General features: G+C 68.4%; 23 protein-coding genes, 2 tRNA genes, 3 pseudogenes and 1 riboswitch. Of the genes and pseudogenes, 11 read left to right on the top strand and 17 right to left on the bottom strand.

Going from position 1 to position 22,906, the window contains the following annotated elements:
- Positions 1-5: 5 nt before the first annotated feature.
- Together RGU41_RS05070 and RGU41_RS05065 are read right to left on the bottom strand one after the other, a co-directional pair.
- On the bottom strand, positions 6-461 hold the full coding sequence (locus RGU41_RS05070; RefSeq protein ID WP_241975440.1) for a DUF6993 domain-containing protein: 456 nt from the start codon (positions 459-461) through the stop codon (positions 6-8).
- Positions 462-730: 269 nt separating this feature from the next.
- Positions 731-1,027: pseudogene (locus RGU41_RS05065) on the bottom strand (single-stranded DNA-binding protein); the annotation flags it as partial.
- Between the two features lie 206 nt (positions 1,028-1,233).
- Here RGU41_RS05065 and RGU41_RS05060 point away from each other — a divergent pair.
- The 4 genes and pseudogenes from RGU41_RS05060 to RGU41_RS05045 all read left to right on the top strand — a co-directional run bounded on the left by RGU41_RS05060 (position 1,234) and on the right by RGU41_RS05045 (position 4,385).
- Positions 1,234-2,243 (top strand): annotated as a pseudogene (locus RGU41_RS05060) (aldo/keto reductase).
- Entirely contained in the window at positions 2,244-3,197 is a 954-nt protein-coding gene (locus tag RGU41_RS05055; protein ID WP_322135716.1) for a DMT family transporter, read from the top strand.
- 124 nt (positions 3,198-3,321) lie between these two features.
- Complete coding sequence (locus RGU41_RS05050; RefSeq protein WP_134447819.1) at positions 3,322-3,579, top strand: hypothetical protein; 258 nt, start codon at positions 3,322-3,324, stop codon at positions 3,577-3,579.
- 92 nt (positions 3,580-3,671) lie between these two features.
- Positions 3,672-4,385 carry a hypothetical protein gene (locus RGU41_RS05045; RefSeq protein ID WP_134559940.1) on the top strand — a complete coding sequence of 238 codons (714 nt, stop codon included), beginning with the start codon at positions 3,672-3,674 and terminating at the stop codon, positions 4,383-4,385.
- A 125-nt stretch (positions 4,386-4,510) separates the two neighbouring features.
- Here the strand turns inward: RGU41_RS05045 and nadE are convergent, their stop codons facing one another.
- Entirely contained in the window at positions 4,511-5,332 is an 822-nt protein-coding gene (gene nadE / locus RGU41_RS05040) for an ammonia-dependent NAD(+) synthetase (protein ID WP_134447815.1), read from the bottom strand.
- A gap of 125 nt (positions 5,333-5,457) precedes the next feature.
- Between nadE and RGU41_RS05035 the strand changes: the two genes are divergently transcribed.
- Positions 5,458-6,138, top strand: a complete 681-nt coding sequence (locus RGU41_RS05035) for a VOC family protein (RefSeq protein ID WP_134447813.1) — start codon at positions 5,458-5,460, stop codon at positions 6,136-6,138.
- 49 nt (positions 6,139-6,187) lie between these two features.
- Here RGU41_RS05035 and RGU41_RS05030 read toward each other — a convergent pair.
- A tRNA-Arg gene (locus RGU41_RS05030) sits at positions 6,188-6,263 on the bottom strand.
- A gap of 123 nt (positions 6,264-6,386) precedes the next feature.
- Here RGU41_RS05030 and orn point away from each other — a divergent pair.
- The 4 genes from orn (at position 6,387) to RGU41_RS05010 (ending at position 8,867) form a co-directional block, all read left to right on the top strand.
- On the top strand, positions 6,387-7,007 hold the full coding sequence (orn, locus tag RGU41_RS05025; protein ID WP_134447698.1) for an oligoribonuclease: 621 nt from the start codon (positions 6,387-6,389) through the stop codon (positions 7,005-7,007).
- 48 nt (positions 7,008-7,055) lie between these two features.
- A tRNA-His gene (locus tag RGU41_RS05020) sits at positions 7,056-7,131 on the top strand.
- Positions 7,132-7,203: 72 nt separating this feature from the next.
- Positions 7,204-7,569 (top strand): metallopeptidase family protein, encoded by a 366-nt coding sequence (locus RGU41_RS05015; protein WP_134559944.1) that lies wholly within the window; start codon positions 7,204-7,206, stop codon positions 7,567-7,569.
- Between the two features lie 23 nt (positions 7,570-7,592).
- On the top strand, positions 7,593-8,867 hold the full coding sequence (locus tag RGU41_RS05010) for a hypothetical protein (RefSeq protein WP_322135715.1): 1,275 nt from the start codon (positions 7,593-7,595) through the stop codon (positions 8,865-8,867).
- Positions 8,868-8,870: 3 nt separating this feature from the next.
- Here the strand turns inward: RGU41_RS05010 and RGU41_RS05005 are convergent, their stop codons facing one another.
- The 5 genes and pseudogenes from RGU41_RS05005 to RGU41_RS04985 all read right to left on the bottom strand — a co-directional run bounded on the left by RGU41_RS05005 (position 8,871) and on the right by RGU41_RS04985 (position 12,741).
- Positions 8,871-9,131, bottom strand: a complete 261-nt coding sequence (locus tag RGU41_RS05005) for a hypothetical protein (protein WP_134447692.1) — start codon at positions 9,129-9,131, stop codon at positions 8,871-8,873.
- Positions 9,128-9,745 (bottom strand): ATP-binding protein, encoded by a 618-nt coding sequence (locus RGU41_RS05000; protein WP_322135714.1) that lies wholly within the window; start codon positions 9,743-9,745, stop codon positions 9,128-9,130. The genes RGU41_RS05005 and RGU41_RS05000 overlap by 4 nt, the downstream gene beginning before the upstream one ends.
- 4 nt (positions 9,746-9,749) lie before the next feature.
- On the bottom strand, positions 9,750-10,541 hold the full coding sequence (locus tag RGU41_RS04995) for an energy-coupling factor transporter transmembrane component T family protein (RefSeq protein ID WP_134561231.1): 792 nt from the start codon (positions 10,539-10,541) through the stop codon (positions 9,750-9,752).
- Positions 10,538-12,105, bottom strand: a pseudogene (locus RGU41_RS04990) (ABC transporter ATP-binding protein). Before RGU41_RS04990 ends, RGU41_RS04995 begins: the two are co-directional and overlap by 4 nt.
- A gap of 3 nt (positions 12,106-12,108) precedes the next feature.
- On the bottom strand, positions 12,109-12,741 hold the full coding sequence (locus RGU41_RS04985) for an ECF transporter S component (protein ID WP_322135713.1): 633 nt from the start codon (positions 12,739-12,741) through the stop codon (positions 12,109-12,111).
- A gap of 36 nt (positions 12,742-12,777) precedes the next feature.
- A riboswitch (TPP riboswitch) is annotated at positions 12,778-12,887 on the bottom strand.
- 129 nt (positions 12,888-13,016) lie between these two features.
- On the opposite strand from RGU41_RS04985, the gene nhaA reads away from it, so the two are divergent.
- The gene (gene nhaA, locus RGU41_RS04980) at positions 13,017-14,390 is read left to right on the top strand and encodes a Na+/H+ antiporter NhaA (RefSeq protein ID WP_416172944.1); all 1,374 of its coding nucleotides are present in this window, start codon (positions 13,017-13,019) and stop codon (positions 14,388-14,390) included.
- Between the two features lie 3 nt (positions 14,391-14,393).
- Here nhaA and RGU41_RS04975 read toward each other — a convergent pair whose 3' ends face one another.
- Both RGU41_RS04975 and RGU41_RS04970 read right to left on the bottom strand, forming a co-directional pair.
- Positions 14,394-14,753 (bottom strand): spore germination protein GerW family protein, encoded by a 360-nt coding sequence (locus RGU41_RS04975; RefSeq protein ID WP_322135712.1) that lies wholly within the window; start codon positions 14,751-14,753, stop codon positions 14,394-14,396.
- 39 nt (positions 14,754-14,792) lie between these two features.
- On the bottom strand, positions 14,793-16,079 hold the full coding sequence (locus RGU41_RS04970) for a DNA polymerase IV (RefSeq protein ID WP_322135711.1): 1,287 nt from the start codon (positions 16,077-16,079) through the stop codon (positions 14,793-14,795).
- Positions 16,080-16,195: 116 nt separating this feature from the next.
- Between RGU41_RS04970 and RGU41_RS04965 the strand changes: the two genes are divergently transcribed.
- On the top strand, positions 16,196-16,753 hold the full coding sequence (locus RGU41_RS04965) for a TIGR03086 family metal-binding protein (RefSeq protein ID WP_322135710.1): 558 nt from the start codon (positions 16,196-16,198) through the stop codon (positions 16,751-16,753).
- Positions 16,754-16,765: 12 nt separating this feature from the next.
- Here the strand turns inward: RGU41_RS04965 and RGU41_RS04960 are convergent, their stop codons facing one another.
- The 6 genes from RGU41_RS04960 to RGU41_RS04935 form a co-directional block, all read right to left on the bottom strand.
- Positions 16,766-16,945 carry a hypothetical protein gene (locus RGU41_RS04960; RefSeq protein WP_322135709.1) on the bottom strand — a complete coding sequence of 60 codons (180 nt, stop codon included), beginning with the start codon at positions 16,943-16,945 and terminating at the stop codon, positions 16,766-16,768.
- Between the two features lie 17 nt (positions 16,946-16,962).
- Positions 16,963-17,565 (bottom strand): ABC transporter permease, encoded by a 603-nt coding sequence (locus RGU41_RS04955; protein ID WP_322135708.1) that lies wholly within the window; start codon positions 17,563-17,565, stop codon positions 16,963-16,965.
- Positions 17,566-17,573: 8 nt separating this feature from the next.
- Positions 17,574-18,485, bottom strand: a complete 912-nt coding sequence (locus RGU41_RS04950) for an ABC transporter permease (RefSeq protein WP_134448085.1) — start codon at positions 18,483-18,485, stop codon at positions 17,574-17,576.
- Positions 18,485-19,681 carry an ABC transporter substrate-binding protein gene (locus RGU41_RS04945; protein ID WP_322135707.1) on the bottom strand — a complete coding sequence of 399 codons (1,197 nt, stop codon included), beginning with the start codon at positions 19,679-19,681 and terminating at the stop codon, positions 18,485-18,487. Before RGU41_RS04945 ends, RGU41_RS04950 begins: the two co-directional genes overlap by 1 nt.
- Before the next feature lie 26 nt (positions 19,682-19,707).
- Positions 19,708-20,766, bottom strand: a complete 1,059-nt coding sequence (locus RGU41_RS04940) for an ABC transporter ATP-binding protein (RefSeq protein WP_322135706.1) — start codon at positions 20,764-20,766, stop codon at positions 19,708-19,710.
- A gap of 167 nt (positions 20,767-20,933) precedes the next feature.
- Positions 20,934-22,568 (bottom strand): HNH endonuclease signature motif containing protein, encoded by a 1,635-nt coding sequence (locus RGU41_RS04935; RefSeq protein WP_322135705.1) that lies wholly within the window; start codon positions 22,566-22,568, stop codon positions 20,934-20,936.
- Positions 22,569-22,906: the final 338 nt, after the last annotated feature.

The raw sequence follows: 22,906 nt of genomic DNA, 5'->3' as shown, positions 1-22,906 counted from the left end.
AGTGCTTACCAGTCTATTTGCCGCGTGGCCCCGATCAGACACCGGCCGGTCGAGATCGCGGACGTGACCATGCTGTGGTACCCGCCGGACTTCGACCCGTTCTGTCCGATCAGGCAGCCGTCCGGGAAGCGGACCGAGAATTGCACGGAGTCGGCGTCGAGATTGACGCTCGTCTTGTCGAACCCGACCTCCATCATCGCCTTGTCGAATCCGGCGGCGACGAGAGCGTCCACGAAGCCGCGACCGCCCGTCGCGGGATCAACGGCCGCAGCGACCTGGTTGAAGTATGCGAGGTTCGCCTGGGCGCCGAGTTCGGGCCGCACGGCCGGTGCCGGCGCCGCCGTGGCGGTGGCAACCGGAACGCTTGTCGGTGTGGCCGCGACGGGCGTGGGTTCAGCGGTGCTTGCGGAGCAGCCGGCCAGGGCTGCGACAACAAGGCCGGCGATGACGACGGCGACCACGGGCCGGATTGTCGTCCTGTGTACTGCCGGCACGTGTGTCCTCCCGAGGCCGCGGTGCGGCCAGTGCCATCGAGTCTAAACCGACCGCACGGCCGACTCGCCAGTGACGACGGTCGTGACACCGGCGGGCGGGACTGTCTCGCCGGAGGAAGCGCCCGACGCGCCGGCCGGATCCGGCGCAGTCGGGAGCCCCGGACCGCGGCCGCGTCCGTGACCGGGCGCAGGTAGTTCGTCGTGCACCAGGACAGGTCGTGGCCGACCGCCTCGGCCTCGACCTCGACGGAGGTGCCGGATCGTTCGGCGTTCTGCCACGCCCGCACCCGAAGCTGCCCGGCGACGAGGACATGCTCGCCCTTCCGCACCGAACGCACGACGTTGTGCGCAAGGTGACGGAATGCGGTCACGGTGTACCAGTTCGTGTCGGCGTCGACCCAGCTGTGCAGGGTCCGGTCGTACCGGCGCTGCCCGGAGGCCAGCCTGAAGGAGGTGATCGCGAGGCCTGCGCTCGTCACGAGGTGGCGCGGCGTCGTCGCCACGATTCCGGTCACGGTAATGCTGTTGCTCATGGGTCTCCCGTCCTGGTCGTCGCCGGACGCTCGCCCGGCGTCGGCCCGGGGGCGACGCTCGTGCCTGTCTCCGACGCCCCCGGGTCACCTCCGAGTGTGCCGCCGCGTGCGGGAGGACGGTCCGCGGCATCCCTGTGCGGGGAAGACGCCACGGAACGGATGCCTGTTGAGGAGGGGACCCTCCCCTCCGGCCCTAGAGTGATTCCATGAGCTTTGTCGCCGCTGAGAACCGCTATTCGGACATGACCTATCGCCGGACCGGACGGAGCGGCCTCAAGCTCCCTTCCCTGTCGCTCGGCCTCTGGCACAACTTCGGAAACGAACGCCCCATCGACACCCAGCGGGCCATCCTCCGCAGGGCCTTCGACCTCGGCGTCACCCACTTCGACCTCGCCAACAACTACGGCCCGCCGTATGGAGCTGCCGAAACCAACTTCGGCCGGGTCTTCGCGGAGGACTTCAGGCCGTACCGCGACGAGATCATCGTGTCGAGCAAAGCCGGGTACGACATGTGGGCGGGCCCATACGGCGACTTCGGTTCGCGCAAGTACCTGCTGTCGTCCCTCGACCAGAGCCTCGGGCGCCTCGGCCTCGACTACGTGGACATCTTCTACTCGCACCGTCCAGACCCGGAGACCCCGATCGAGGAGACGATGGGCGCCCTCGCGACCGCCGTCCAGCAGGGCAAGGCGCTCTACGTCGGCGTGTCCAACTACTCCCCTGAGGAGACCAGGGCCGCTGCCGCCGCACTCGCCGAGCACAGGATCCCGCTCCTCATCCACCAGCCGCGGTATTCCATGTTCGACCGGCACATCGAGGACGGCCTCTTCCCCGTGCTCGACGAGCTCGGCATCGGCAGCATCGTCTTCTCCCCCTCGCCCAGGGTCTCCTCACCGACCGCTACCTCGGCGGGAGTGTCCCGGAGGGCTCTCGCGCGGCGACGAGCCGTTTCCTTTCGGAGAACGCCCTGACGGACACCTATTTCGAGCGGGCAAGGGCCCTCAACGAGATCGCGCTCGGCCGGGGCCAGACCCTGGCCCAGCTGGCGGTGACGTGGATCCTGCGTCAGCCGCAGGTGACGAGCGTGCTCGTCGGGGCAAGCAGCGTTCACCAGCTCGAACAGACCGTCGCCGCCCTCGACGCGCCGGCTCTCAGCGAGGCCGAGATCACCGGCATCGAACCGTTCGCGGTGCACGGCACCGGCCGGGACTCCTGATTGGGGTATCTGTACGCGCTCCTCGCGTCCCTGCTCTTCGGGCTCAACGGCTCGACGACGAAGGTCATCGTTGAGGCGGGGCTGTCCCCCGCGCAGCTGACCTTCGTCAGGGTCACGGTGATCATGGCGCTCGCGGGCGCCGTCCTGCTCGTGACGAACCGGCGGGCATTCCGCATCGACAGGAGCCAGCTCGCCGTCATGGCGCTGCTCGGCGTCGCCGGGGTCGCACTCATCCAGTGGTTCTACGCCGTCGCGGTCAGTCTGCTCCCCGTCGGGATAGCGCTCATGCTCGAGTACTCCGGGGTGCTCCTGATCGCCCTCGTGGCGCGTTTCGCGTTCAAGGAGCGCGTCAAGCCACGAATCTGGTGGGCGATCGGGGGCGTCCTCGTGGGCATGGCCATCGTCGCGCAGATCTGGGCGAGCCCGCTGTCGACGCTCGGGGTCATCGCCGGCGTCGCGGCGGCGATCTGCCTCGCGATCTACTTCCTCGTCGGTGAGCGCCAGGTCGCGACCTCCTCGCCCCTCGCCGTCGCGTTCTGGTCGATGCTGTTCGCGAGCGCGTTCTGGCTGCTGTTCAGCGGATGGTGGCAGATCGACCCCGCACTCCTCACGGAAACCGTGCACCTGCACGGCAACCTCGCGACCGTGGCAGCTCCGCTCTGGACACTCCTGCTCTGGAACGGGGTGCTCGGCTCCTTCGCCCCGTACCTGCTCTCGTATATGGCCCTCGCCCGCCTGACCGCGACGGCTGCGGGCATCGTGTCCGCGTCTGAGGTCATCTTCGCGTTCGCGTTCGCATTCCTCTGGCTCGGGGAAACACTCGACGGCGTCCAGGCGTTCGGCGCACTGCTCGTCCTCGCTGGAATCGTGGTGGCGCAGACGGCACGGGCCAACCGGCCCGTTGACCTGGACCTGGCCGGTCCCGGAGTCACCGGCGCCATCCAGCTGCCTTAGCGCTCCTGACATCCTCGTTTACCGGTGCCGACCGGGCAGCCGGTCGAATGTCGGGGGTCCCCCGTAGCGTGCTGAGCACAGCACCAGCTACCCGAGACCCCGCCACCCGGCACCGGAGGACCCCATGACCGACACCCCGTTCCTGGCCCCGCTTCGAGCCGCTCTCCCCGAGGTCGCGTCCGTTCGCGGCCTCGCCCTCGTCCCGGTGAAAGACGGTCTCTGGCGGGTCACCGGCCGTTCGGGCGCCGTCCTCGGCCACATCGAACGCAAGCTCGACGACCGCGGAGAGTCCTTCGCGGCCCGGCGGCTGCTCCCGGCCACCCGCACCCTCGATCTGGGCACCTTCTGGCAGCTGGCGGATGCCGCGGATTGCTTCCGCTAGCCCGCCGTGGCCACGGTGAGATATCCGACCACATTGAGGCACGCCGTCGGCAAAGCCGTCCAACCCGCCGCGCTCAGGATAAAGTGCCGCACATGACGTGGTGGAATAGTTTCGTATCCTGGCTCACGGCAGCCAGCAACCAGACCGTGGTGAACACAGCCGTAGTGTTCATTGTCGCGATCCTGATCGCCGGCGTTCTCACGGCCCTGATCGGGCGCGGCGCCATCAAGCAGCTCCTCGTCCAGCACGACAGGGAACTCAAGGCTGCGGCCATCGGCGCCCTCATCGATGCCGCAACCGAGGCATCCGTCTGGAATTCGCTCACCCCGCAGGAACAGGTCATGGCGGACCGTGCCGTCGGCCAGGCCGACATCCAGGTTCGCCTGCTTCCGATTCCCGGCGCAGGCGTCGCGGCCAACTGGGCCTCGCACCAGCTCAACGAGCTCAAGCGCACCTCGGCGACATTCGGCTACCAGCTCGAGCCCGCCCTGCTGGAATTCCGCGATCGACTGATCGAGTGGCAGGACAAGCCCCGCCGTACCCGCAAGGTGTTCCAGAGCGACCTCGACCGGTGGAAGACGCAGAACTCCACCTCGGAATCCAGCCTTCTCGCCCAGCAGGATGCGTGGGCAGCCCAGCAGCACCACGACCAGTTCAACGAGGCCCTTCCGGCAGCGCCCGTCCCCGCACCGCCCACGCCGAGTGTGCACGCGGCGAGCCAGTCCACGCCGTCGACGGAGACCCAGCGCCTCCTCGACGATGTCCAGGCCCTCGAGGTGCGTCCGGCACCGATCAACCACCCGTAGTCAGGCAGCCGTAGTCAGGCAGTAGCTCAGGTCAGGCAGTACCGCAGATCGCCCGGAGCATTCGATGCTCCGGGCGATTCGTGCTTAACGGCGTCCGGCGGGACGTACTGCAGGTGCCACGGGGCTCAGCGCCACCACTGGTCGAAGAGGGATGCCGGAACCTGGCGCTTGTGCTCCGTGTTCAGGAACCGTGCCTCGATCGCCGCAGCGACCTCCTCGTCGACGGGGAGGCCCTCGAGGTAGTCGTCGATCTGCTCGTAGCGCAGGCCGAGGTTGTCCTCATCGGTCTGGCCAGGATTGCCGTCGAGCAGGTCGGCCGTCGGCGCCTTGAGGTAGAGGTGCTTCGGCGCCCCGAGTTCGATGAGGAGCGCCCTGCCCTGGCGCTTGGTCAGGCCGGTGAGCGGCAGCACGTCCGCGCCGCCGTCCCCGTACTTGGTGAAGAAGCCCGTGACGGCCTCTGCGGCGTGATCGGTGCCGATCACGAGGAGTCCGCGCGCCCCGGCGATGGCGTACTGGGCGACCATCCGCTCCCTGGCCTTGGTGTTGCCCTTGTCGAAGTCGGGCAGCGTCTCGCCGGTGCTGTCCTCGTATTCGGCCGCGATGCCGTCGACCGCGCGCTGCACGTTGAAGGTGAGCGCGGTGTGCGGCTGGATGAAGTCGAGCGCGAGTTCGCCATCGGCGTCATCGTGCTGCACGGCATACGGCAACCGTACGGCGACGAACTCAAATTCCTGTCCGGCGTCGTCGAGCTCCTCGATTGCGATCTGGGCCAGTCGCCCGGCGAGGGAGGAGTCCTGTCCACCGCTGACGCCGAGGATCAGCCCCTTCGCACCCGAGCCCACCAGGTACTCCTTGAGAAAGTCCACCCGTCGTCGAATCTCGGTAGCCGGATCAATTGTCGGTGACACATGCAGTTCGGCGATGATGCGCGCCTGAAGTTCTCCCATGCATCGAATCTATCAAAACGGCCGGCCCGGCCGCCCGGCGAGAGGTGCTTTGTTCAGCGGCGTTTGTTCAGCGGGGTGTGTCCGGCGGGCTTTGTTTCATCCACGCGGAGGTCTTGACTGGAGCCATGCAGATCACGAAGGTGTCCGCGCGCATTCGGGACACGAGCGAAGCAGCGGAATTCTTCGAGAACGTCCTCCTCCTCACGGTCGACAGGACGGTCGCCAGGGAACCGACCACGATTGAGGTGCGCATCGGGACGACCCTGCTCGAACTCTCTGAGGACCAGGACGCCGTCGGCCGGCACCACCTGGCCGTCACGATCCCCTCGAACACGTTCGCAGCAGCCCGGCAGTGGCTCGAGCCCCGATCCGCCCTGATCGGCACTCCCGATGCCGACGAGTTCGAGTTCGCAGCCTGGAACGCCCGCTCGCTCTACTTCACCGGGCCGGACCGCTCGGTCCTCGAGTTCATCGTCCGTCGCGACCTCGACAACAACACCCGCGGCGCATTCACGAGCGCCGACCTGCTCTGCATCAGCGAGGTCGGCGTCGCGACGGACGACGTGCTTGCGACGGCCGAATTCCTGAAGACCGAAGCGGATGTCCGGCCGTACGCCGGTGAGCCCGGCCGCAGCTTCGCACCGGTCGGAGACACCGACGGCCTGCTGATCCTCGTCTCACCCGGCCGTCCCTGGTTTCCCACCACGGACCGCGGGGCGTCAAGCGGGCCGATCCTGGTCGAGGCCACGGGACCCCGGCCGGGAGAGTACCCGCTGGGCGCCGGAAGCCTGCTCCGGATCCGATGAATGGGTGTCGTGGCATCCGCTGCGCGGAAATGCCGTGCGTGGTGTGGTGTGGTGCCCCCGGTTGGAATCGAACCAACGACAAGCGGATTAGAAGGCCGCTGCTCTATCCACTGAGCTACGGGGGCGCGGAGCGCTTCAACGATACCGCAGACCCAGACCCCGCCGCCCCGGGCATCCGCCGGCCAGGCCCGGCCCGGGCTCGCTGGCGGGCCGGGGACCGCGTCGGACCCCGCCGCTAGACTCGGACCATGACAAAAAGCAGTGACCGGTTGGTCTGGATTGATTGCGAGATGACCGGGTTAGACCTGGAAAACGATGAATTGGTGGAGATTGCCGTGGTCATCACCGACTACGACCTCAACGTGATCGACCCGGGCCTCGACATCATCATCAAGCCGAACGCCTCCGCGCTCGCGAATATGAACGACTTCGTGCGCAATATGCACACGACCTCCGGCCTCATCGAGGAGATCCCGAACGGGGTCAGCGCCGCGGAAGCCGAATTCGAGGTCCTCGAGTACGTTCTCAGGTTCATTCCCGCGGAGCAGAAGGCGCCGCTCGCCGGAAACTCGATCGGAACGGACCGCTCGTTCCTCGCGAAGTACATGCCGCGCCTCGACAACCAGCTGCACTACCGTAACGTCGATGTCTCCTCCATCAAGGAACTCGCCCGTCGCTGGTACCCGCGGGTGTACTTCAACGCCCCGGTGAAGGACGGCGGGCACCGCGCACTCGCAGACATCCTCGAGTCGATTCGCGAACTCGCGTACTACCGCCAGACCGTGTTCGTGGCCGACCCCGGACCCACGAGCGACGAGGCAAAAGCGAGCGCGGCAGAAGCCGTGTCAGCATTCACTCCAAACGTGTAATAGAATTCTTGAGTTGCCGCTGCTCCTTCGGGAAAAGCGCAGCACATGGTGGTTGTAGCTCAGTTGGTAGAGCGTCCGGTTGTGGTCCGGAAGGTCGCGGGTTCAAGCCCCGTCAGTCACCCCAAGTAGAGCAGGCATCCGTTCAGCACCTCACGATCAACACTGTGTGAAATCAACACTGTGAGATGCTGAACGGATGCCGCAGCTCAGCCCCGATGAATTCAGTCACGAGGAATTCGAGAAGGTCGTCGTCGACGAGCTGGATCTCCTGCCCGACGACATGGTCGACGGGCTCGAGAACGTCATCTTCGTGGTCGAGGATCGTCCGGAGGACGGCTCCCTCGACACGCTCGGCCTCTACGACGGCGTCGCCCTGACGCACCGCGACCAGTACGGTTTCGGCGAGATGCCGGACCGCATCATCCTGTACCGGGAGTCCCTGCTCGCGATCGTCGACTCCCTCGATGAGCTCCGCGATCAGGTGCACATCACCCTCGTGCACGAAATCGGCCATTTCTACGGGATCGATGACGACAGGCTGCACGAGCTCGGCTGGGGATGACCCGCACTTGTTAGCCTCGACTCATGAGTAAATTCCGGCCCGGCCGCGCCCTGGGTATCACGGTCGGTGCCCTGGCGATCCTTGTCATCGGCGTCTACGGGCCCGCGACGCTCCTCGGGCCGCTCCCGATGGTGAAGGCGACCGTGGTGTCGGCACCGGCCGCCGCGACAGCCGCCACTCCCCCGGTGCTCCCTGCCGCGGGCACGAGCGCCGTCGTGAGCCTCGTGCCGCCGGCCGCCGGCGCGGCAACGACCGCGACGACGGTCGCGACCACCCCGATCGCCGCAGCGGGCAGCACAACCCCGCTGCCGATGGCCGCCGCGGCGAAGATCGTCGCCGCCCTGGTCGTGCTCTCGGCCAAGCCCCTCGACGCCGGCGCCGCAGGGCCCGGGGTGCCGATCACGCCGGCCGACTACCAGGACTACCTCGACTACGTGGCCAACGGTGCGCGCACGGTCATCGTCTTCCCCGGCGAAACCTGGACGCAGCAGGAACTCCTGCAGGCGATGATCCTCGGTTCGAGCAACAACCACGCGGATACCCTCGCCCGGTGGGCCTTCGGCTCCCTCGACGCCTACGTCACGGCCGCCAACGCCTGGCTCACGAAGGAGGGCCTGGCCGGCATCCACGTCGCGGACGCCACGGGCCTCGCGGATGCGAGCGTCGGGACCGGAACGGACCTGGCGCGGCTCGCGGGCCTCGCTGCGACCAACCCGGTGATCAGTCAGATCCTCGCGAGCCCGGCATCCGCCCTCGTCGGCCAGCGCGGAGTCGACAACACGACCGCCTACCTGCCGGAGGAGGGCATCACCGGCCTCTCCCGCAGCTACACGGACGCCGGCGGCGTCTGTTTCCTGTTCACCGCAAGCGTGGGAACCGCGCCGGCGGCCTTCACCTTCGCCGGTGCCGTGATCGGCGAGCCGGACTACGACACGCTGACGGCCGACCTGAAGGCGCTCATGGCCAGTGCACAGGCCGGAGTCACCGACCTCCCGATCCTCGCGGAGGGCGCGGCGTACGTGCGTTTCGACGCTCCCTGGGACGCGACGGCCTCTGGCGTCGTGAAGACGGCCAAGACCCGCTTCGGCTGGCAGGCCGCTCCGGTAGGAGCACCCACGCTTGACCTGGACGCGTTCGCGACCGGCCGCTCCGGTACGACGGTCGGCCGGGTCACCGTGGATGCGAGCGGGGAGGCCGTGACCTCACCCCTCGTGCTCGATACGACGATCAGCGCCCCCGGACCCGGCTGGCGCCTGCTCAACCCGGTGCCGATGATCTCGGCACTCCTGGAGCAGTAGCGGCTACTCCGGCTGGTCTTCCGGCACGTACGGGTCGCTGTCCGTCGCGTCGAAGCGGTAGCGCACATGGATCCGGCCCTGCACGTCGCGTTCGTCGACCTCGTCGTACCAGAACAGGGTCTCGATGCCCTCGACGAGCGAGACCATGCTGATCCGGCTGTCATGCGCGCCCCGCACGAGGACTCGGGAATCGACCTGTCCCTCGAGGGGGCCATCGATGAATTCGGCGGTGTAGAACACTTCTTCGGGAGCTGGACTAGTCATGACCTAACGCTAGTCCGATTTCCCCGATCTCCCCGATCTCCACGGAGGCCGGGGGTCCCGTCGAGTTCGATCGTCGCCCATCGTCCGGGTTCCTCCCGCACGAGGAATCCCTGCCATTCTGCCTGCCACTGGTCCCAGTGCGACCGGAATGCCTCACCGTCCCGCGCGAGGGCCCGCTGCTTGCGTTCCTCGTCGTCGGCAGTGAGCCAGATCCGTACGTCGCTCAGGCCGGCATTGGCCGCTGCGAGCGTGCCGCAGCCCTCGACGAGGAGCGGAAGGGCCGGGTCGACCGGATGCCATTCCGCAGGCGCGTCCGCTCCCCAGTCATAGCGGCGCCAGGCGCCGGGCAGTCCGGCCCGGAACGGGCGCAGCACGTGTTCGGTCAGGTGTGCGCTCGCGGCGGCCAGTCCGTTCCAGCCTGGATAGATGTCGTCGAGACGGATGAGTGCGGGCCGCACTCTCGTCGGCCCGGCGGTCGACGGCCAGGCGTCGAGGATGCGGTCGGCGAGGGTGCTCTTGCCCGCACCGCTCGGCCCGTCGATCAGGATCACGATGGGCCCGGCATCCGCCCTCTGGAACGCCGCGATCGCCGCCAGCACCGGGGCGAGCAGCACCTGGTCAGGAGAGGACAAAATGCCACGTCCCCGCCCAGACCGCGACCGCGATCGCGATGCCGGCGATGCCGAGGCCGAGGCCGAGCATCACGGCGTCCCCTGCCCCGATCGCCGATGCGCGGGCCCAGGTGCGCGGCGCCGTCCCGAAGCCGCGGGCCTCCATGGCCGTTGCGAGCTTGCTCCCGCGGCGTACCGAGATGACGAGCAGGGCGAAGGCCGGCCCGAAGAAGCGGCGGAGGGCCCCGATCGGTCCGCCGCCGTCGCCGACACCCCGTGCGCGCCTGGCGAGGCTGAGGAAGCGCCAGTCTTCGATGAACATGCCGACGAGACGCAGGCCGGCGAGTCCGCCGAGCACGAACCGGGCCGGCAGGCGCAGCACCTGCGCGAGCCCGTCGGCGAGGTCGGTGGGGTCCGTCGTGGCCAGGAGGACGATTCCCGGCAGGCCGATCGCGAGTACCCGGAGCGCGATGGCCAGGCCGAGCTGGACCGAGCCGTCCGTCACCGTCACGAAACCGATTGTCAGGAGCACCGCTCCGGAGTCGCGGCCATACAGCACCGTCGTCAGGCCCGCGAAGGGCGCTGCGATCCACAGCGTCGACGTGCGCAGCCAGAATTGCCGCGCGCTCAGCCCGCACCAGTACAGCAGCACGCCCTCGAGGGCGAGGGCGACCAGTGCCGAGACCCAGTCGATCGAGAGCAGCAGCGCGAGGCTCACGACGATCGCGGCACCGAGCTTGGAGATGGGGTTGAGCCGGGCGACCGCGCTCGGGCGGATGCTCGGCGTGAGGAGGCTCATCGGCGCGCCCCCGCCGCTGAGCCGGCCGCCGACCCGGCCCTGCCACCCGCGAGCCGGTATTCGGAGTCGGCGATCGTGTCGACGAGGAGCTCGTCGTGGGTGACGAAGACAAGGGCTGTGCCCGCGCTCTGCACCTCGACGAGGAGGGCGACGAGCTCCCGCCAGGTCCGGGAGTCCTGCCCGAAGGTGGGCTCGTCGAGCACAAGCACCCGCGGGCGGCTCGCGAGCACAGTCGCGACCGAGAGCCGGCGTTTCTCCCCGCCGGAAAGAGTGAAGGGGTTCGCTTCGGCCAGGTGGTCGAGCCGCAGCCTCTCGAGGAGCTCGTCGACCCGGCGGACCTGTTCCGCGGGGGCGAGGCCGAGGGCATGCGGGCCGACGGCGAGTTCAGCGCGCACGGAGCCGGAGAGGAACTGGTGTTCCGGGTCCTGGAAGACCGTACCGATCCGGGTCAGCAGGGCGCGGGAACGCCAGCGGACCGGTTCGGTGCCGAGGCCGCCCGCGAGGCCGGGACTCGCAGCGAGACGGCCGCCCGCCGGGGCGAGCAGGCCGGCCAGGGTGAGCGCGAGGGTCGATTTACCCGCGCCGTTCGGGCCCGTGATCGCGGTCGCCGTTCCCGCCCCGATGGTGAGGTCGATCCCGCCAGCGACGACCCGTGCGGTGCGTCGGGCGAACGGCACCCGCCCGACGGCGAGGCCGCTCGCGCTCAACAGGAGGTCGGGAGTCTGGGCTCCCCGGCCTGGAGTCCGAGGTCGGCAGGTAGCCGGCTCGGCAGCCGGCCGGGAAGCCGCGGCGGGAGGTGCGGCACCCAGACCCCTGCCGCTGCGAGCCGTTCGCCCTCGGACTGCAGCACGGTGCCGGTCGGCCCGTCGGCAAGGATTCCACCGGCGGCATCGAGCACGATGACCCGATCGACGAGGTCCTGCCACACCGCAACCCGGTGTTCGATCACGATCAGGGTCGCCCCGGAGGCGTCGAGGGTGCGGCGCACGGCGTCGCGCACCTCGATGACACCCTCCGGGTCGAGGTTCGCAGTCGGCTCGTCGAGCAGGAGCAGGCCCGGCCGCATCGCGAGGACGCCCGCCAGTGCGAGGCGTTGTTTCTGGCCGCCGCTGAGCGCGGAGGTCGGGTGGTCGAGCGGGAGCCGCAGGCCGACCGAGTCGAGGGCGGCACCGACCCTGCGCCAGATCTCGTCGCGCGGCACGGCGAGATTCTCGCAGCCGAAGGCGACGTCGTCGCCGACCCTCGCGAGCACGACCTGGGAATCCGGGTCCTGCAGCACGAGACCGACCCGGCCGCGGGCATCCGCAGGACGCCGCCCGTCGACGAGAAGTTCGCCGGTCTCATCGCCCTCATCCTCAGATCCGAGTACTCCGGCGAGCGCGTGCACGAGAGTGCTCTTGCCCGCGCCGCTCGCGCCGAGCAAGAGCACCCGTTCGCCGGGGCGGATGTCGAGGTCGAGTCCGGAGACCGCAGGCGCGCCCCGTCCGGCGTGCCGCCAGCCCCAGCCGCGGGCGCGCACATGCGCGCCCGCGACCGGGCGTACGGAATCGGGATCCAGGGGCATCCGCTACGCGGTGGCTCGCTGGGCCGCCCGGCCCGAACTGTCCCGGCCTGCGGCGAAGCGGCTCAGGGCTCCTGAGCGCACGAGGCCGCGCAGGACGAGCCAGGAGACAAGCCCGCCGAGGAGCACGCCGGAGATCACGGCAGAGACGAAGTAGGTCACCTTGATCGCGTCGTCGACGGCTGCGTAGCTGTTCAGCACGTCGAGGATTCCGACCGCAACGCCGGCGCCGGCGCCGGCGAGGAGTGCGGTGCCGAGCTTCCAGCTCGAGTAGAGGAACAGGGCGAAGACGATCTCCGCGCCGAGGCCCTCGACGACGCCCCAGATCAGGGTCGAGAAACCCCACTGGGTGCCGATGAGCATCGAGACGACGGCTGCGACGACCTCGGTGTAGACGGCGGCGCCGGGCTTCCGCACGACGAGTCCGCCGAGCACGGCTGCGAAGAGCCAGCCGCCGGCGAGGAGGCCCTCGAGGCCGGGCGTGAAAGCCAGGACGGTGCTGAGCGGCGTCCAGGCCAGGCCCCACGCCCAGAAGATGACGCCGCTCGCGACGCCGATCACGCTGGCGACGACGATGTCGACGACCCGCCAGCGGTAGTTGCGAACCCGGGCTGCGGGTGTGGTGGTTGTTGAATGCATGATGTCGCGCCCTTTCAATGGCAATTGAGGGCACGGGTATGAGTGTTTCTGCCTCCCTGCGCTGGCATGATCCAGATCAGGTTTGACGGTCGAAGCTTAGGAAGCTTCCTCTCAGCCCGGTTGACCGGACTCCCGTGTTCGATTCCGAGTATAGACCGCACCGGCTTCCCGCCGCGGGCAGGGGCGCGGCGAGGGCCCCGTGTACAGTGAAAGCAGGTGTGCCGGGAAGTCTGGTCGGCGTCCGCTCATCGAGCCCGAAACCAGAGGATCCACCCATGACCCCACCCACGAATCCGCCGATGACTCCACCAGGAAGCGCCCCCTCCCCTCGCAATCCTCGGGGAATCGGCGCGGTCTTCCGGCGCAGCAGCTATCCGGAATACGTGCGGATCAGTCAGATCCTCCGTCGTGAGACGGTCGGCGGGGCACTCCTCCTCGTAGCGACCGTCATCGCCCTGGTCCTCGCGAACTCGCCGGCCTCCGGCCTCTACTTCGCCGTACGCGACTTCCAGTTCGGTTACGAGCCCTGGCACCTCCAGCTCAGCGTCGGGGCCTGGGCGGCCGACGGGCTGCTCGCGATCTTCTTCTTCCTCGCCGGCCTGGAGCTCAAACGCGAATTCGTCGCCGGGGACCTGCGCACCCTCGACCGCGCTGTCGTTCCCGTTGCCGCGGCCGTCGGTGGCGTGCTGACCCCCGCGTTCTTCTTCACGCTCGTGAACCTCGGCGGTGGCGCGGAGGCGCTGCGCGGCTGGGCCGTACCGACCGCGACGGACATCGCCTTCGCCGTCGCCGTGCTCGCCGTGATCGGCTCACACCTGCCGAGCGCCCTCCGGGTGTTCCTGCTGACCCTCGCCGTCGTCGACGACCTGCTGGCGATCACGATCATCGCGTTCTTCTACACGAGCAACCTCCAGCCGCTCCTGCTTGCGGCCGCCGTGGTGCCGCTCGCCGTGTTCGCATTCCTCGCGCGCCGATACTCGTACCATTTCGGGACGCAACCGTGGCTGGCGTGGCTCGTTCTCGTGCCGCTCGGCGTGCTGACCTGGGTTCTGGTTCATGCGTCCGGCATCCACGCCACCGTTGCCGGCGTGCTGCTCGGTTTCGCGGTGCCCGTGCTCCGCAGTCGTCGTGGTGGCGGACCAGACGCGGGAGCGGGGCTCGCCCAGACCCTCGAGCACCGGATCCGGCCGTTGTCGGCGGGATTCGCCGTCCCGGTTTTCGCCTTCTTCTCCGCGGGTGTCGCGATCGGCGGGCCCGCCGGTCTCGCGGCAGCGCTGAGCGACCCCGTCGCGATCGGGATCATCGTCGCGCTCGTCCTCGGCAAGCCGGTCGGCATCCTCGGCGCCACCTGGCTCGTGACCCGCACGACGAAGGCATCGCTCGACCCCGACCTCGCCTGGGTCGACGTGATCGGCGTCGCGATGCTCGCCGGGGTGGGCTTCACGGTGTCGTTGCTGATCAGCGAGCTCGGCTTCGGGCACGGCACGATCGAGGACGACCACGCCAAGGTCGCCATCCTCACGGCGTCCCTGCTCGCGGCTCTCCTCGCCGCCGTCGTGCTGCGCAGCCGCAACCGGCACTACCGGGAGATCGACCTCAAGGAGAAGGCGGACGCGGACGACGACGGGGTCCCGGACGCCTTCGAGTAGGGGCTACTTCTTGAGTGCCCGGATCACGTGACTGAGCGTCTTGCCGACGACCCAGACGAAGGGGATGCCGACGGCGAGCAGCGAGATGACGTTCGGTTCGAAGCGAACGGTGCCCTGGGACTTCACGTAGGCGCCCACCGGGATGGAGACTCCGCCACCACCGCCGCCGGCGCCGTGTCCGGGGCTGCCGAAGCCACCCGTACCGGATCCCTCGGTCGATTCACCTTCGCCGCCGCCGAAACCGTAGTACACGAGCGCAACGGGAACGATCGTGATCCCGTCGACGAGGACGGGGTCACCGTATGCCGACCGCACGCCGGCGGAGCGGGAGATTTCTGCGAGCTTTTCGGGGAGGCTAGTCATCTCTTCACGATACTCCGCCGCGCTCCGCAACGCCCGGCATCAGGGATTCGCGTCGCCGCGTTCTCCCGCACGGGGGTTCGGCTTGGTGGCGTCGAGGCCCACCGGGCGGGCCTGGCTCGGCCCGAGCAGTGAGGCGGGCCGCACCGAACCGCGACCGAACCGCGCGGTGACGGAGTCCACCGCGAGTTCGGCGCCGCGCCAGTCGTCGTCGGGGTCCCAGAGGCCGAGGCCTGCCCCATCGCCGTCGCCCAGCTGCTCCACCCGCACTCCGATCAGTCGCACCCGGATGCCGCGGGCCGCGAGCACGTCGAAGCTCGCCGCAGCTTCCTCGTAGATGCGGCGGCCCACGTTCGTCGCCTCGGCGAGGGTGCGCGAGCGGGTCACGGTGCTGAAGTCGGTGTACCGGAGTTTCAGGACCACGCAGCGCCCGACGAGCCCGGCCCGCCGGAGGGAAACCGCCACCGCGTCGGACTGGCGGAGGAGCTCGCTGCGCAACCGGGCGACATCCGTCACGTCGTGTTCGAAGGTGATCTCGTGGCCGACGCTCTTCTCCTCGCGTTCGAGGGTCACTCCGCGCGGGTCTCTCCCCCACGCGAGCTCGTGCAACTTGCGGCCGGAGGCCTCGCCGATGGACTTCTGCAGCACGGCCAGCGGCGTGGCGGCGAGGTCGCCGATCGTGCGGAGGCCGAGCCCGAGGAGCGACTTCTCGGTCATGGCGCCGACGCCCCAGAGTGAGCCGACAGGCAACGGATGCAGGAACACGAGGGTGTCCTCAGCCGGCACCACGAGCAGGCCGTTAGGTTTCGCCCTGCTCGACGCCATCTTGGCGACGAACTTCGTCGACGCGGCACCGACGGAACAGGTGAGCCCGGTCTCGTTCTGGACCCGCTCTCGGATCAGCGCCGCGATCACCGCGGGCGAGCCATGCAGGCGGCGGGCCCCGGAGACGTCGAGGAAGGCTTCGTCGATGCTGAGCGGCTCGACGAGTGGGGTCATGTCCGTGAAGATGCCCATCACCTGCTCGGAGAAATCCCGATACCGGCTCATGTGCGGTTCGAGGACGACCGCCGCCGGGCAGCGCCGCAGGGCGAGTGCCATCGGCATGGCCGAGTTCACGCCGTAGCGCCGGGCGACGTAGTTGGCGGCGGTCACGACGGAGCGGCCGGAGCGGTGGCCGACGATGACGGGTTTATCGACGAGTTCCGGGTGGTCGAGCAGCTCGACGGACGCGAAGAACGCATCCATGTCGATGTGAAGCAGGGTCGCGGAGGAGTCGTCGACGCTTGCCGCCGAGACCGTGCGGTCGCTTCCGTCCTGCCTGCTCACCCTGAGACCCTAACCCACACCGCCGACCGTGCGGGCAGACCCGTTCCACGGGTAGCGTGCGAGGCGGAATGCACCGGCGACCGCAGGGGTTGCATCGTGCAACGAAAGGAGCCTTCATGGAATCGAACTGGATCGCACTTCAGCAGCAGGCCCACCAGGAGTTCAGCGCCCGGCTCGCGCACGTCACCAGCTGGGACGCACCGACCCCCGACTCGGACTGGACCGTCCGCGACCTCGTGCGCCATGTCGTCCGCGGCCAGCAGAGTGTACCGCGGCTCCTCGCCGGACGGTCGGTCATCGAGGCTCGCCTCACCCGCGCCCCGCTCGGCTCCGACCTGCAGGCGGAATGGGACACCTACTCCGCCCTCGCGACCGCCGCCTGGTCGGAGGCCCCGGCGGATGCTCCCGTCCGGCTGGCGTCCGAAACCGTCACCGCCGCGGAGTACCTGCGGGAACAGGTCGCGGAGGTCACCATCCACACCTGGGATCTCGCCAGGGCCGTCTCCGCCGACGAGTCCCTCGACGACGAGCTCGTCGCCGCCGTCTGGACGGTCTTCGAGCCCCAGAAGGACGCCCTCGAAGCAAGCGGCCTCTTCGCTCCCCCGGTTCCCCTCCCCGACGACGCGCCGCTGCAGTCCCGTCTCCTCGCGCTCACCGGGCGCGACGCGCGCTGAACCGAGTGGGCCTCAGGGGGTGACTTTCTCGGCCCCCGCGAGGCGCTGTGCCACGTAGATCGGCACGATCGAGACCAGCACGAGGACAACCGCGATGACGTTGACGATCGGGGCCTGATTCGGCCGGAACAGGTTGTCGAGGATCCAGATCGGCAGGGTCTTCACGCTCGACCCCGCCGTGAACGTCGTCACGATGATCTCGTCGAAGCTCAGCGCGAAAGCGAGAAGTCCCCCGCGAAAAGTGCAGAACGCAGCTGCGGGAAGGTCACGAGTCGGAAGGTGGTCCACAGCCCCGCTCCGAGATCGGCGGACGCCTCCTCGAAGTTCATGCCGACGCGGCGGAGACGCGCGATGACATTGTTGAACACCGTGACGATGCAGAAGGTCGCGTGCGCGATGATCACGGTCGCGATCGACAGCTGAATGCCCATGATCGTGCGGAACGCATTGTTGAGCGCAATGCCCGTGATGATCCCGGGGAGCGCGATCGGCAGGATCACGAGGAGGCTCACGGCGTCGCGGCCGAAGAACGCGAACCGCTGCAGGGCGAGCGAGATCAGGGTGCCGAGGACGAGGGAGACCAGGGTCGCCACGATCGCGATCTGCACGCTCGTCCCGATCGCGTTGAGGGCGCCCTCATTGTGGAACGCCTTCACCCACCACTCGAAGGTCAGGCCGGGCGGTGGCCAGGTCAGGTTCGTGCTCGTGCTGAAGGAGTTGATCAGCACGACGATGAGCGGCAGGTAGATCACCGCGAGAATGATCCCGGTGAGGACGGCGAGGACGATCCGTGCCGGTCTGCTGAGGCGCATCTCTCCCCTTACAGGTTGTCCAGGGCGCCGGTGCGGCGCACGGCGGCGAGGTATCCGAAAATGATCACGATCGGGATGAGGGCGATCGCCGCCGCGAGGGGCAGGTTGTTCGCCGCGCCGACGTTCGTGTAGACGAGGTTCCCGAGCATCTGGTTGGCCCCGCCGACGATGTTGACCGTGATGTAGTCGCCGAGGGTGAGCGAGAAGCTGAAGATCGAACCGGCGATGATCGCCGGCCAGATCATCGGCAGCACGATGAGCCGAAGGGTGGATCCGGTCCGGCCCCCGAGGTCGCCTGAGGCCTCGAGCAGGGAGTCCGGCACGCGTTCCAGTCCGGCGTAGATCGGCAGGATCACGTACGGCAGCCAGAGGTAAGCGAGGGTGATGACCGTTGCCGGCAGCCCGTATCCCGGGGTCTGGCCGCCGAAGGGCGCGACCAGCCAGTCGACGATGCCGTCGCTCGACAGCACGGAGCGCCACGCATACGCCTTGACCAGGTAGCTCGCCCAGAGCGGCATCAGCACGGCGATCACGAGCACCCGCTGCCACCTGGTGCTCGCGACTTTGGCCATGTAGAACGCGATCGGCAGGGCGACCAGGATGTCGACGACGGTCACGACCACGGCGATGCCGAGGGTGCGCAGGGTCACCGTCTGGTACAGCGAGCCGGTCAGCACGGTGACGATGTTGTCGAGCGTCCAGGTCTGCGTGATGGTTCCCGTGAACGTGTCCACCGTCCACAGGGCCGTGATCAGCAGCGCCGCGAGGGCCACGATGTACACCAGCCCGAGCCAGAACAGCGGAGCCGAGAGCAGCAGGGAGAGTCGGAGCCGAGGGTGCCGGCTCAGGAAGACCGAGATCCGGCGGGCCCCGGTGTCGCGGGGCACCGGAACGGGCCCGCCGGAATCGGCCTGGAGCATCAGCCCTTGATCTCCTGCCACGCGGTCGTCCAGGCCGCGTAGTCGGTGCAGGTCACGTCGGTCCTGCCGTCGACGCATTTGGCGATCGGCGTCGTCCAGTACCAGATCTTCGACGCGTAGTCGGCGTCTCCGGCGTGATAGGTCGCGCACTGGTTGGGGTCCGTCATGAACTCGCAGGCCTTCTGGTTGGACGGGGCCTCTCCGAAGTACTCGGTCGCTTGCGCGTTCGCCTTCGGGCTCGCGATGTAGTTGAGCCAGGCGTACGCGCAGTTGGGGTGCGCCGCTTTCGAGGCGATCATCCAGGTGTCAGACCAGCCGGTGACTCCTTCCGACGGAACTGTGACCTCGGCGGCGGTCCCGGCGGCGAGCGAGTTGCGGATCACCTGCCAGGTGGTTCCGACGACCGTGTCCCCGGTCTCGAAGGACTGCACCGACTTGAGGTAGTCGGACCAGTACTCTCCGATATTCGGGCGCTGCTGCTTGAGCAGGTCGACGGCCGCCGCGAGCTGCTTCTCATCGAGGGCGTACGGGTTCTTGATCCCGAGATCGGGCTGGTGCTTCATCAGGTACATGGCGGCATCCGCGATGTAGATCGGGGAGTCGTATGCCGTGACCTTGCCCTTGTACGGCGAAGACTTGTCGAACACGACGTCCCACGACGTCGGGGCCGGCGTGACGACATCCTTGTTGTACATCAACAGGTTGGCGCCGTAGCCGTGCGGGATGCCGTAGGAGACACCGTCGACGCTGTTCCAGGCCTGCAGCTTGAGGAAGTCGTAGATTCCGGCGTAGTTCGGGATCAGGTCGGTGTTCACCGGGGCAACGTCTCCAGCGGCGACCAGGCGCAGGGAGGCATCTCCCGAGGCCGCGACAACGTCGTAGTCGCCCGTCTTCATCAGGTTGAAGGCCTCGTCGGAGGTGCCGTAGGTCTTGCTCGTGACCTTACAGCCGGTCTCGTCTTGGAAGGCGCTGACCCAGTCCACGGTCGGGTCGTTGCTGCCGTCCTCGACGTAGCCGGGCCACGCGAGGATCGACACGGCCCCCTCGTTCGCGCCGAGGGCCGTCGGTGCGGATGCGGTGGGCTTGGTCGCCCCGGACGTCGTGGTTCCGCACGCCGTGAGGAGCGCGATCGAGGCGATGGCGAGCCCGGTCAGGGCGGTCAGTCTGGAGTTGCGGTGGGGCGCGTGGCGGTTCATTACGGTCTCCATTCTTGGTGAGCTGTTTAAGGTGCCGGGTCCAGTGATTCGGTGCGGCGGTCTGCGACGACCACGACGGTGTCCCTGTCGGACCAGGCCACGCGCACACGGGCGCCGCGTTCTTCGTCGCCGACCCGCCGCGCATCGTTCTGCTCCTGCACGACGACGCGCATGCCCGCGTCGAGGTCGACGATGAGCCGGGTACTGCTGCCCAGGTAGATCACCTCGGCGAGGACGCCTGTCGCCGAGCGGTCGCCGCTGAGCGGGGCCTCCAGCCTCTCGACCGTCATCTTCTCCGGACGCACCGAGTGGATGCCTCCTCGGCCGAGCACACGGAGGGACAGTTCGTCGCTGAACACGTTGGACGTGCCTACGAAAGCGGCTACGAAGGGCGATACCGGGTGATCGTAGATCTCGGCGGGGGTTCCGAGCTGTTCGATCCGACCCTCGTTGAAGACGGCGATCCGGTCGCTCAGGGTGAGCGCCTCCTCCTGGTCGTGGGTGACGAAAATGAAGGTGATGCCGAGTTCGCGCTGGAGTTCCTTCAGTTCGACCTGCATCTGCTCGCGCAACTTGAGGTCGAGGGCGCCGAGCGGCTCGTCCAGAAGCAGCACCTTGGGCTGGACGACCGTGGCCCTGGCCAGGGCCACGCGCTGCCGTTGCCCGCCGGAGAGCTGTCCGGGCTTCCGGTCGCCGAACCCGCCGAGACGCACGGTGTCGAGGGCCGCCCTGGCCCGCTCGTGGCGTTCGCGCCTGCCGACGCCGCGCACGCGCAGCCCGTATGCGACGTTGTCGCGCACGGTCATGTGCGGGAAGAGCGCATAGTCCTGGAACACGGTGTTGACGTCGCGGTCGAAGGGGGCGCGGTCGGTCACGTCTTTTCCCTGGAGCGACACCGTTCCGCTCGTGGGCTGTTCGAAGCCCGCGATCAGCCGGAGCACGGTCGTCTTTCCGGAGCCGGAAGGGCCGAGCATCGAGAAGAATTCGCCCTCGACGACGTCGAGATCAACCCCGTCAACGGCGTTTCCCGCGCCGAAGGACTTGGTCAGCCCCCGCAAGCGGATTGCCGGTCGGTCTGCGGACACGGAGCCTCCTTTGTCACCCTCGGCTAAATCATATGGAAACGGATGTCTGAAATCCGGTTCCGCATGTTGCGGTCAGGTCACGATGACCGAACGCCTCCGAGAACGACACCCTATAGCGACGGCCCGCGTCCGGCATGGCCCCCGTTCGCCCTGGTCAGTCGGGCCGGTCAGTCGCGGTTGGGTGGTCCGGTGAGGACCTGGTGGGCGCGGTGCCGGTTCGGTGGCCGCCAGAGCCGTTGCGGATCGATCAACCCAGGGGCCCGCACTTGCGGTGAGCCTTTCACCATGCGGATCTCCCACCCCGAGGTGTCGATCGTGTGGTGATGGAACCAGCAGAGCAGGACCCCGTTATCGACGGTCGTCGGGCCGTCCTTGGCCCAGGGCTTCACGTGGTGTACTTCGGCCCAGTGCGCCGGGGCTTTGCACCCGGGGATGATGCAGCCGCCGTCCCGGGCGGTGATCGCCCGGCGTTGCGCCCGGTTGAAATAGCGCCGCTCCGGACCGAGCTTGAGGACTTCGTTGTTCGCCCCGAAGAGGACCCCTTGGAAGCCGCCGTCACAGATGCGCCGGTGCACCGTCTTCAAAGACACGGGGGCCTCGACCCCGTCGATCCATCCCACCCCGACCCCGGAGGCGAGGTCGGCGGCGTTCACCTGCACCATCACCGTCGGGGCGGATCCGCCCATGCTGGGCGTGTCCTCGTCGCGGGCGGCGTGTTCGAACAACGCCCGGAGGATGTCCGCGCGTTTCTCCCCACTCGTGCGGGTATCCGCCCGCCGCTCCCGCAGCTCCGCCTCGATCACGTCCAGATCCGAGCCCGTGTCGGCGTCGGTACCCGCGGCCTCGGCGCCGGGGATCATCTGCCCCGAATCCATCAGGGCCTGTTCCTCGGCGGTGGGGAACGCCGGGCGGGCGTGGGAGCTGAGGAAGGCGTCGAAGAGGGTGTTCATCACCCCGAACAGTTCCGGCGTCACCCCACCCTTCACCGGATACAACCCGTTCTTGAGTTGTCCGAAGCCGATGTTGGACTTCGCCTCGAACAGGTCCTCGGTCGGGAGGACCCCGTCGGGGTCCAGGGCCGCCTGCCACTGCGCGACCATGCCCCGGATCAGGTCCGTCGTCACCGGCACACCTGCCCCGGCCAAATCCTCGGTCTCCGGGGTGATCAGCCCCGCCGCCGTGGCGACCAGGGCCCGCTCCGCCGTCAACAGGTCATCCGGCGCCACCCGGTGACTGATCACCTGCAGCCCGGCCACGATCAACTCCGCCGTCTCCACCCCGATCTCCCCCGCTGCCAGGGCGGCCCCGACGGTCGGGAACAAGGGCGGCAACCAGCTGCTCCCGCCGCACGGCCGCGGCAACACCGCGTCGCCAAGCTTCGTGCGCCGCTTCACCTCCCGGGCCGACACCCGCGTCACCCGGGTGAGGACATCCCACGGGCCCGTGCAGCCCATCCGCCAGGCCAGGCCCTCCCGGCCCAAAACCCGAGCCCGCCGGTCCACATCCGTCGCGGTGCTCACCCGGGCCGCATCCACCGTCCGACCGATCGCCTCCACGGTGCTCAGCGCCGTCACCGCTTCTCTGTCGCTGAGCAGCCCCACCGGGATCGCCGCCAGGGCATCGGCGAGAACCGCCTGCGCCTCGGCGAGCCGGGCGACAGCATCCGCATGCACCGACGGCACCGAGCCGACCAGACCCTCCGCGCCCTCGAAACCCTCGGCACCCACGGTGGGCTGGTCCCCCGCGGCCCCGGAACCGGGTGTCTGCGGGGTGTGTGACTGGGGATCCGTAGCTCCTGCCATACCCCGATTCTACGCCGAATAGAACACAAAGACGAGACTTACTCACATAATTGTGGGCTTCTCATTCCGAGTTTCATACCTGAAGACGGTTGATTCTCCTGCCCGTGGTTCCGAATTCAGGAGATCCTCCCGGGCGGGCAACTCCGGTCCGCGGACCAGTGCGGCCGATCCCACCCGACACCAAGAATCTCCTGAATTCGACACCGGGTGCAGACCCGAGGCAGCAGACGCCAACACCGCCGACGAGCGGTGAGACTCCGTTCATCCTGGATGGACTGTGTAACGTCCGTCGCGGCTCGAAGCCCCGACACCCCGCCCGTAGATCGCTCCAGAAGGCG

The organism is Cryobacterium sp. 10C3 (assembly GCF_034314285.1).
Lineage (GTDB): Bacteria > Actinomycetota > Actinomycetes > Actinomycetales > Microbacteriaceae > Cryobacterium > Cryobacterium glucosi.
Note: the sequence above shows the minus strand (reverse complement) of the source record. Positions and strands in the feature narration are given on the sequence as shown.

Bases quoted from the DNA above. Each gene is read 5' to 3' on its own strand.
- RGU41_RS05050 (WP_134447819.1), top strand. From the start codon at position 3,322: ATGACCGACACCCCGTTCCTGGCCCCGCTTCGAGCCGCTCTCCCCGAG.
- RGU41_RS05045 (WP_134559940.1), top strand. From the start codon at position 3,672: ATGACGTGGTGGAATAGTTTCGTATCCTGGCTCACGGCAGCCAGCAAC.
- nadE (WP_134447815.1), bottom strand. From the start codon at position 5,332: ATGGGAGAACTTCAGGCGCGCATCATCGCCGAACTGCATGTGTCACCG.
- RGU41_RS05035 (WP_134447813.1), top strand. From the start codon at position 5,458: ATGCAGATCACGAAGGTGTCCGCGCGCATTCGGGACACGAGCGAAGCA.
- orn (WP_134447698.1), top strand. From the start codon at position 6,387: ATGACAAAAAGCAGTGACCGGTTGGTCTGGATTGATTGCGAGATGACC.
- RGU41_RS05015 (WP_134559944.1), top strand. From the start codon at position 7,204: ATGCCGCAGCTCAGCCCCGATGAATTCAGTCACGAGGAATTCGAGAAG.
- RGU41_RS05010 (WP_322135715.1), top strand. From the start codon at position 7,593: ATGAGTAAATTCCGGCCCGGCCGCGCCCTGGGTATCACGGTCGGTGCC.
- RGU41_RS05005 (WP_134447692.1), bottom strand. From the start codon at position 9,131: ATGACTAGTCCAGCTCCCGAAGAAGTGTTCTACACCGCCGAATTCATC.
- RGU41_RS04995 (WP_134561231.1), bottom strand. From the start codon at position 10,541: ATGAGCCTCCTCACGCCGAGCATCCGCCCGAGCGCGGTCGCCCGGCTC.
- RGU41_RS04985 (WP_322135713.1), bottom strand. From the start codon at position 12,741: ATGCATTCAACAACCACCACACCCGCAGCCCGGGTTCGCAACTACCGC.
- nhaA (WP_416172944.1), top strand. From the start codon at position 13,017: ATGACCCCACCCACGAATCCGCCGATGACTCCACCAGGAAGCGCCCCC.
- RGU41_RS04975 (WP_322135712.1), bottom strand. From the start codon at position 14,753: ATGACTAGCCTCCCCGAAAAGCTCGCAGAAATCTCCCGCTCCGCCGGC.
- RGU41_RS04965 (WP_322135710.1), top strand. From the start codon at position 16,196: ATGGAATCGAACTGGATCGCACTTCAGCAGCAGGCCCACCAGGAGTTC.
- RGU41_RS04955 (WP_322135708.1), bottom strand. From the start codon at position 17,565: ATGCGCCTCAGCAGACCGGCACGGATCGTCCTCGCCGTCCTCACCGGG.
- RGU41_RS04950 (WP_134448085.1), bottom strand. From the start codon at position 18,485: ATGCTCCAGGCCGATTCCGGCGGGCCCGTTCCGGTGCCCCGCGACACC.
- RGU41_RS04945 (WP_322135707.1), bottom strand. From the start codon at position 19,681: ATGAACCGCCACGCGCCCCACCGCAACTCCAGACTGACCGCCCTGACC.
- RGU41_RS04935 (WP_322135705.1), bottom strand. From the start codon at position 22,568: ATGGCAGGAGCTACGGATCCCCAGTCACACACCCCGCAGACACCCGGT.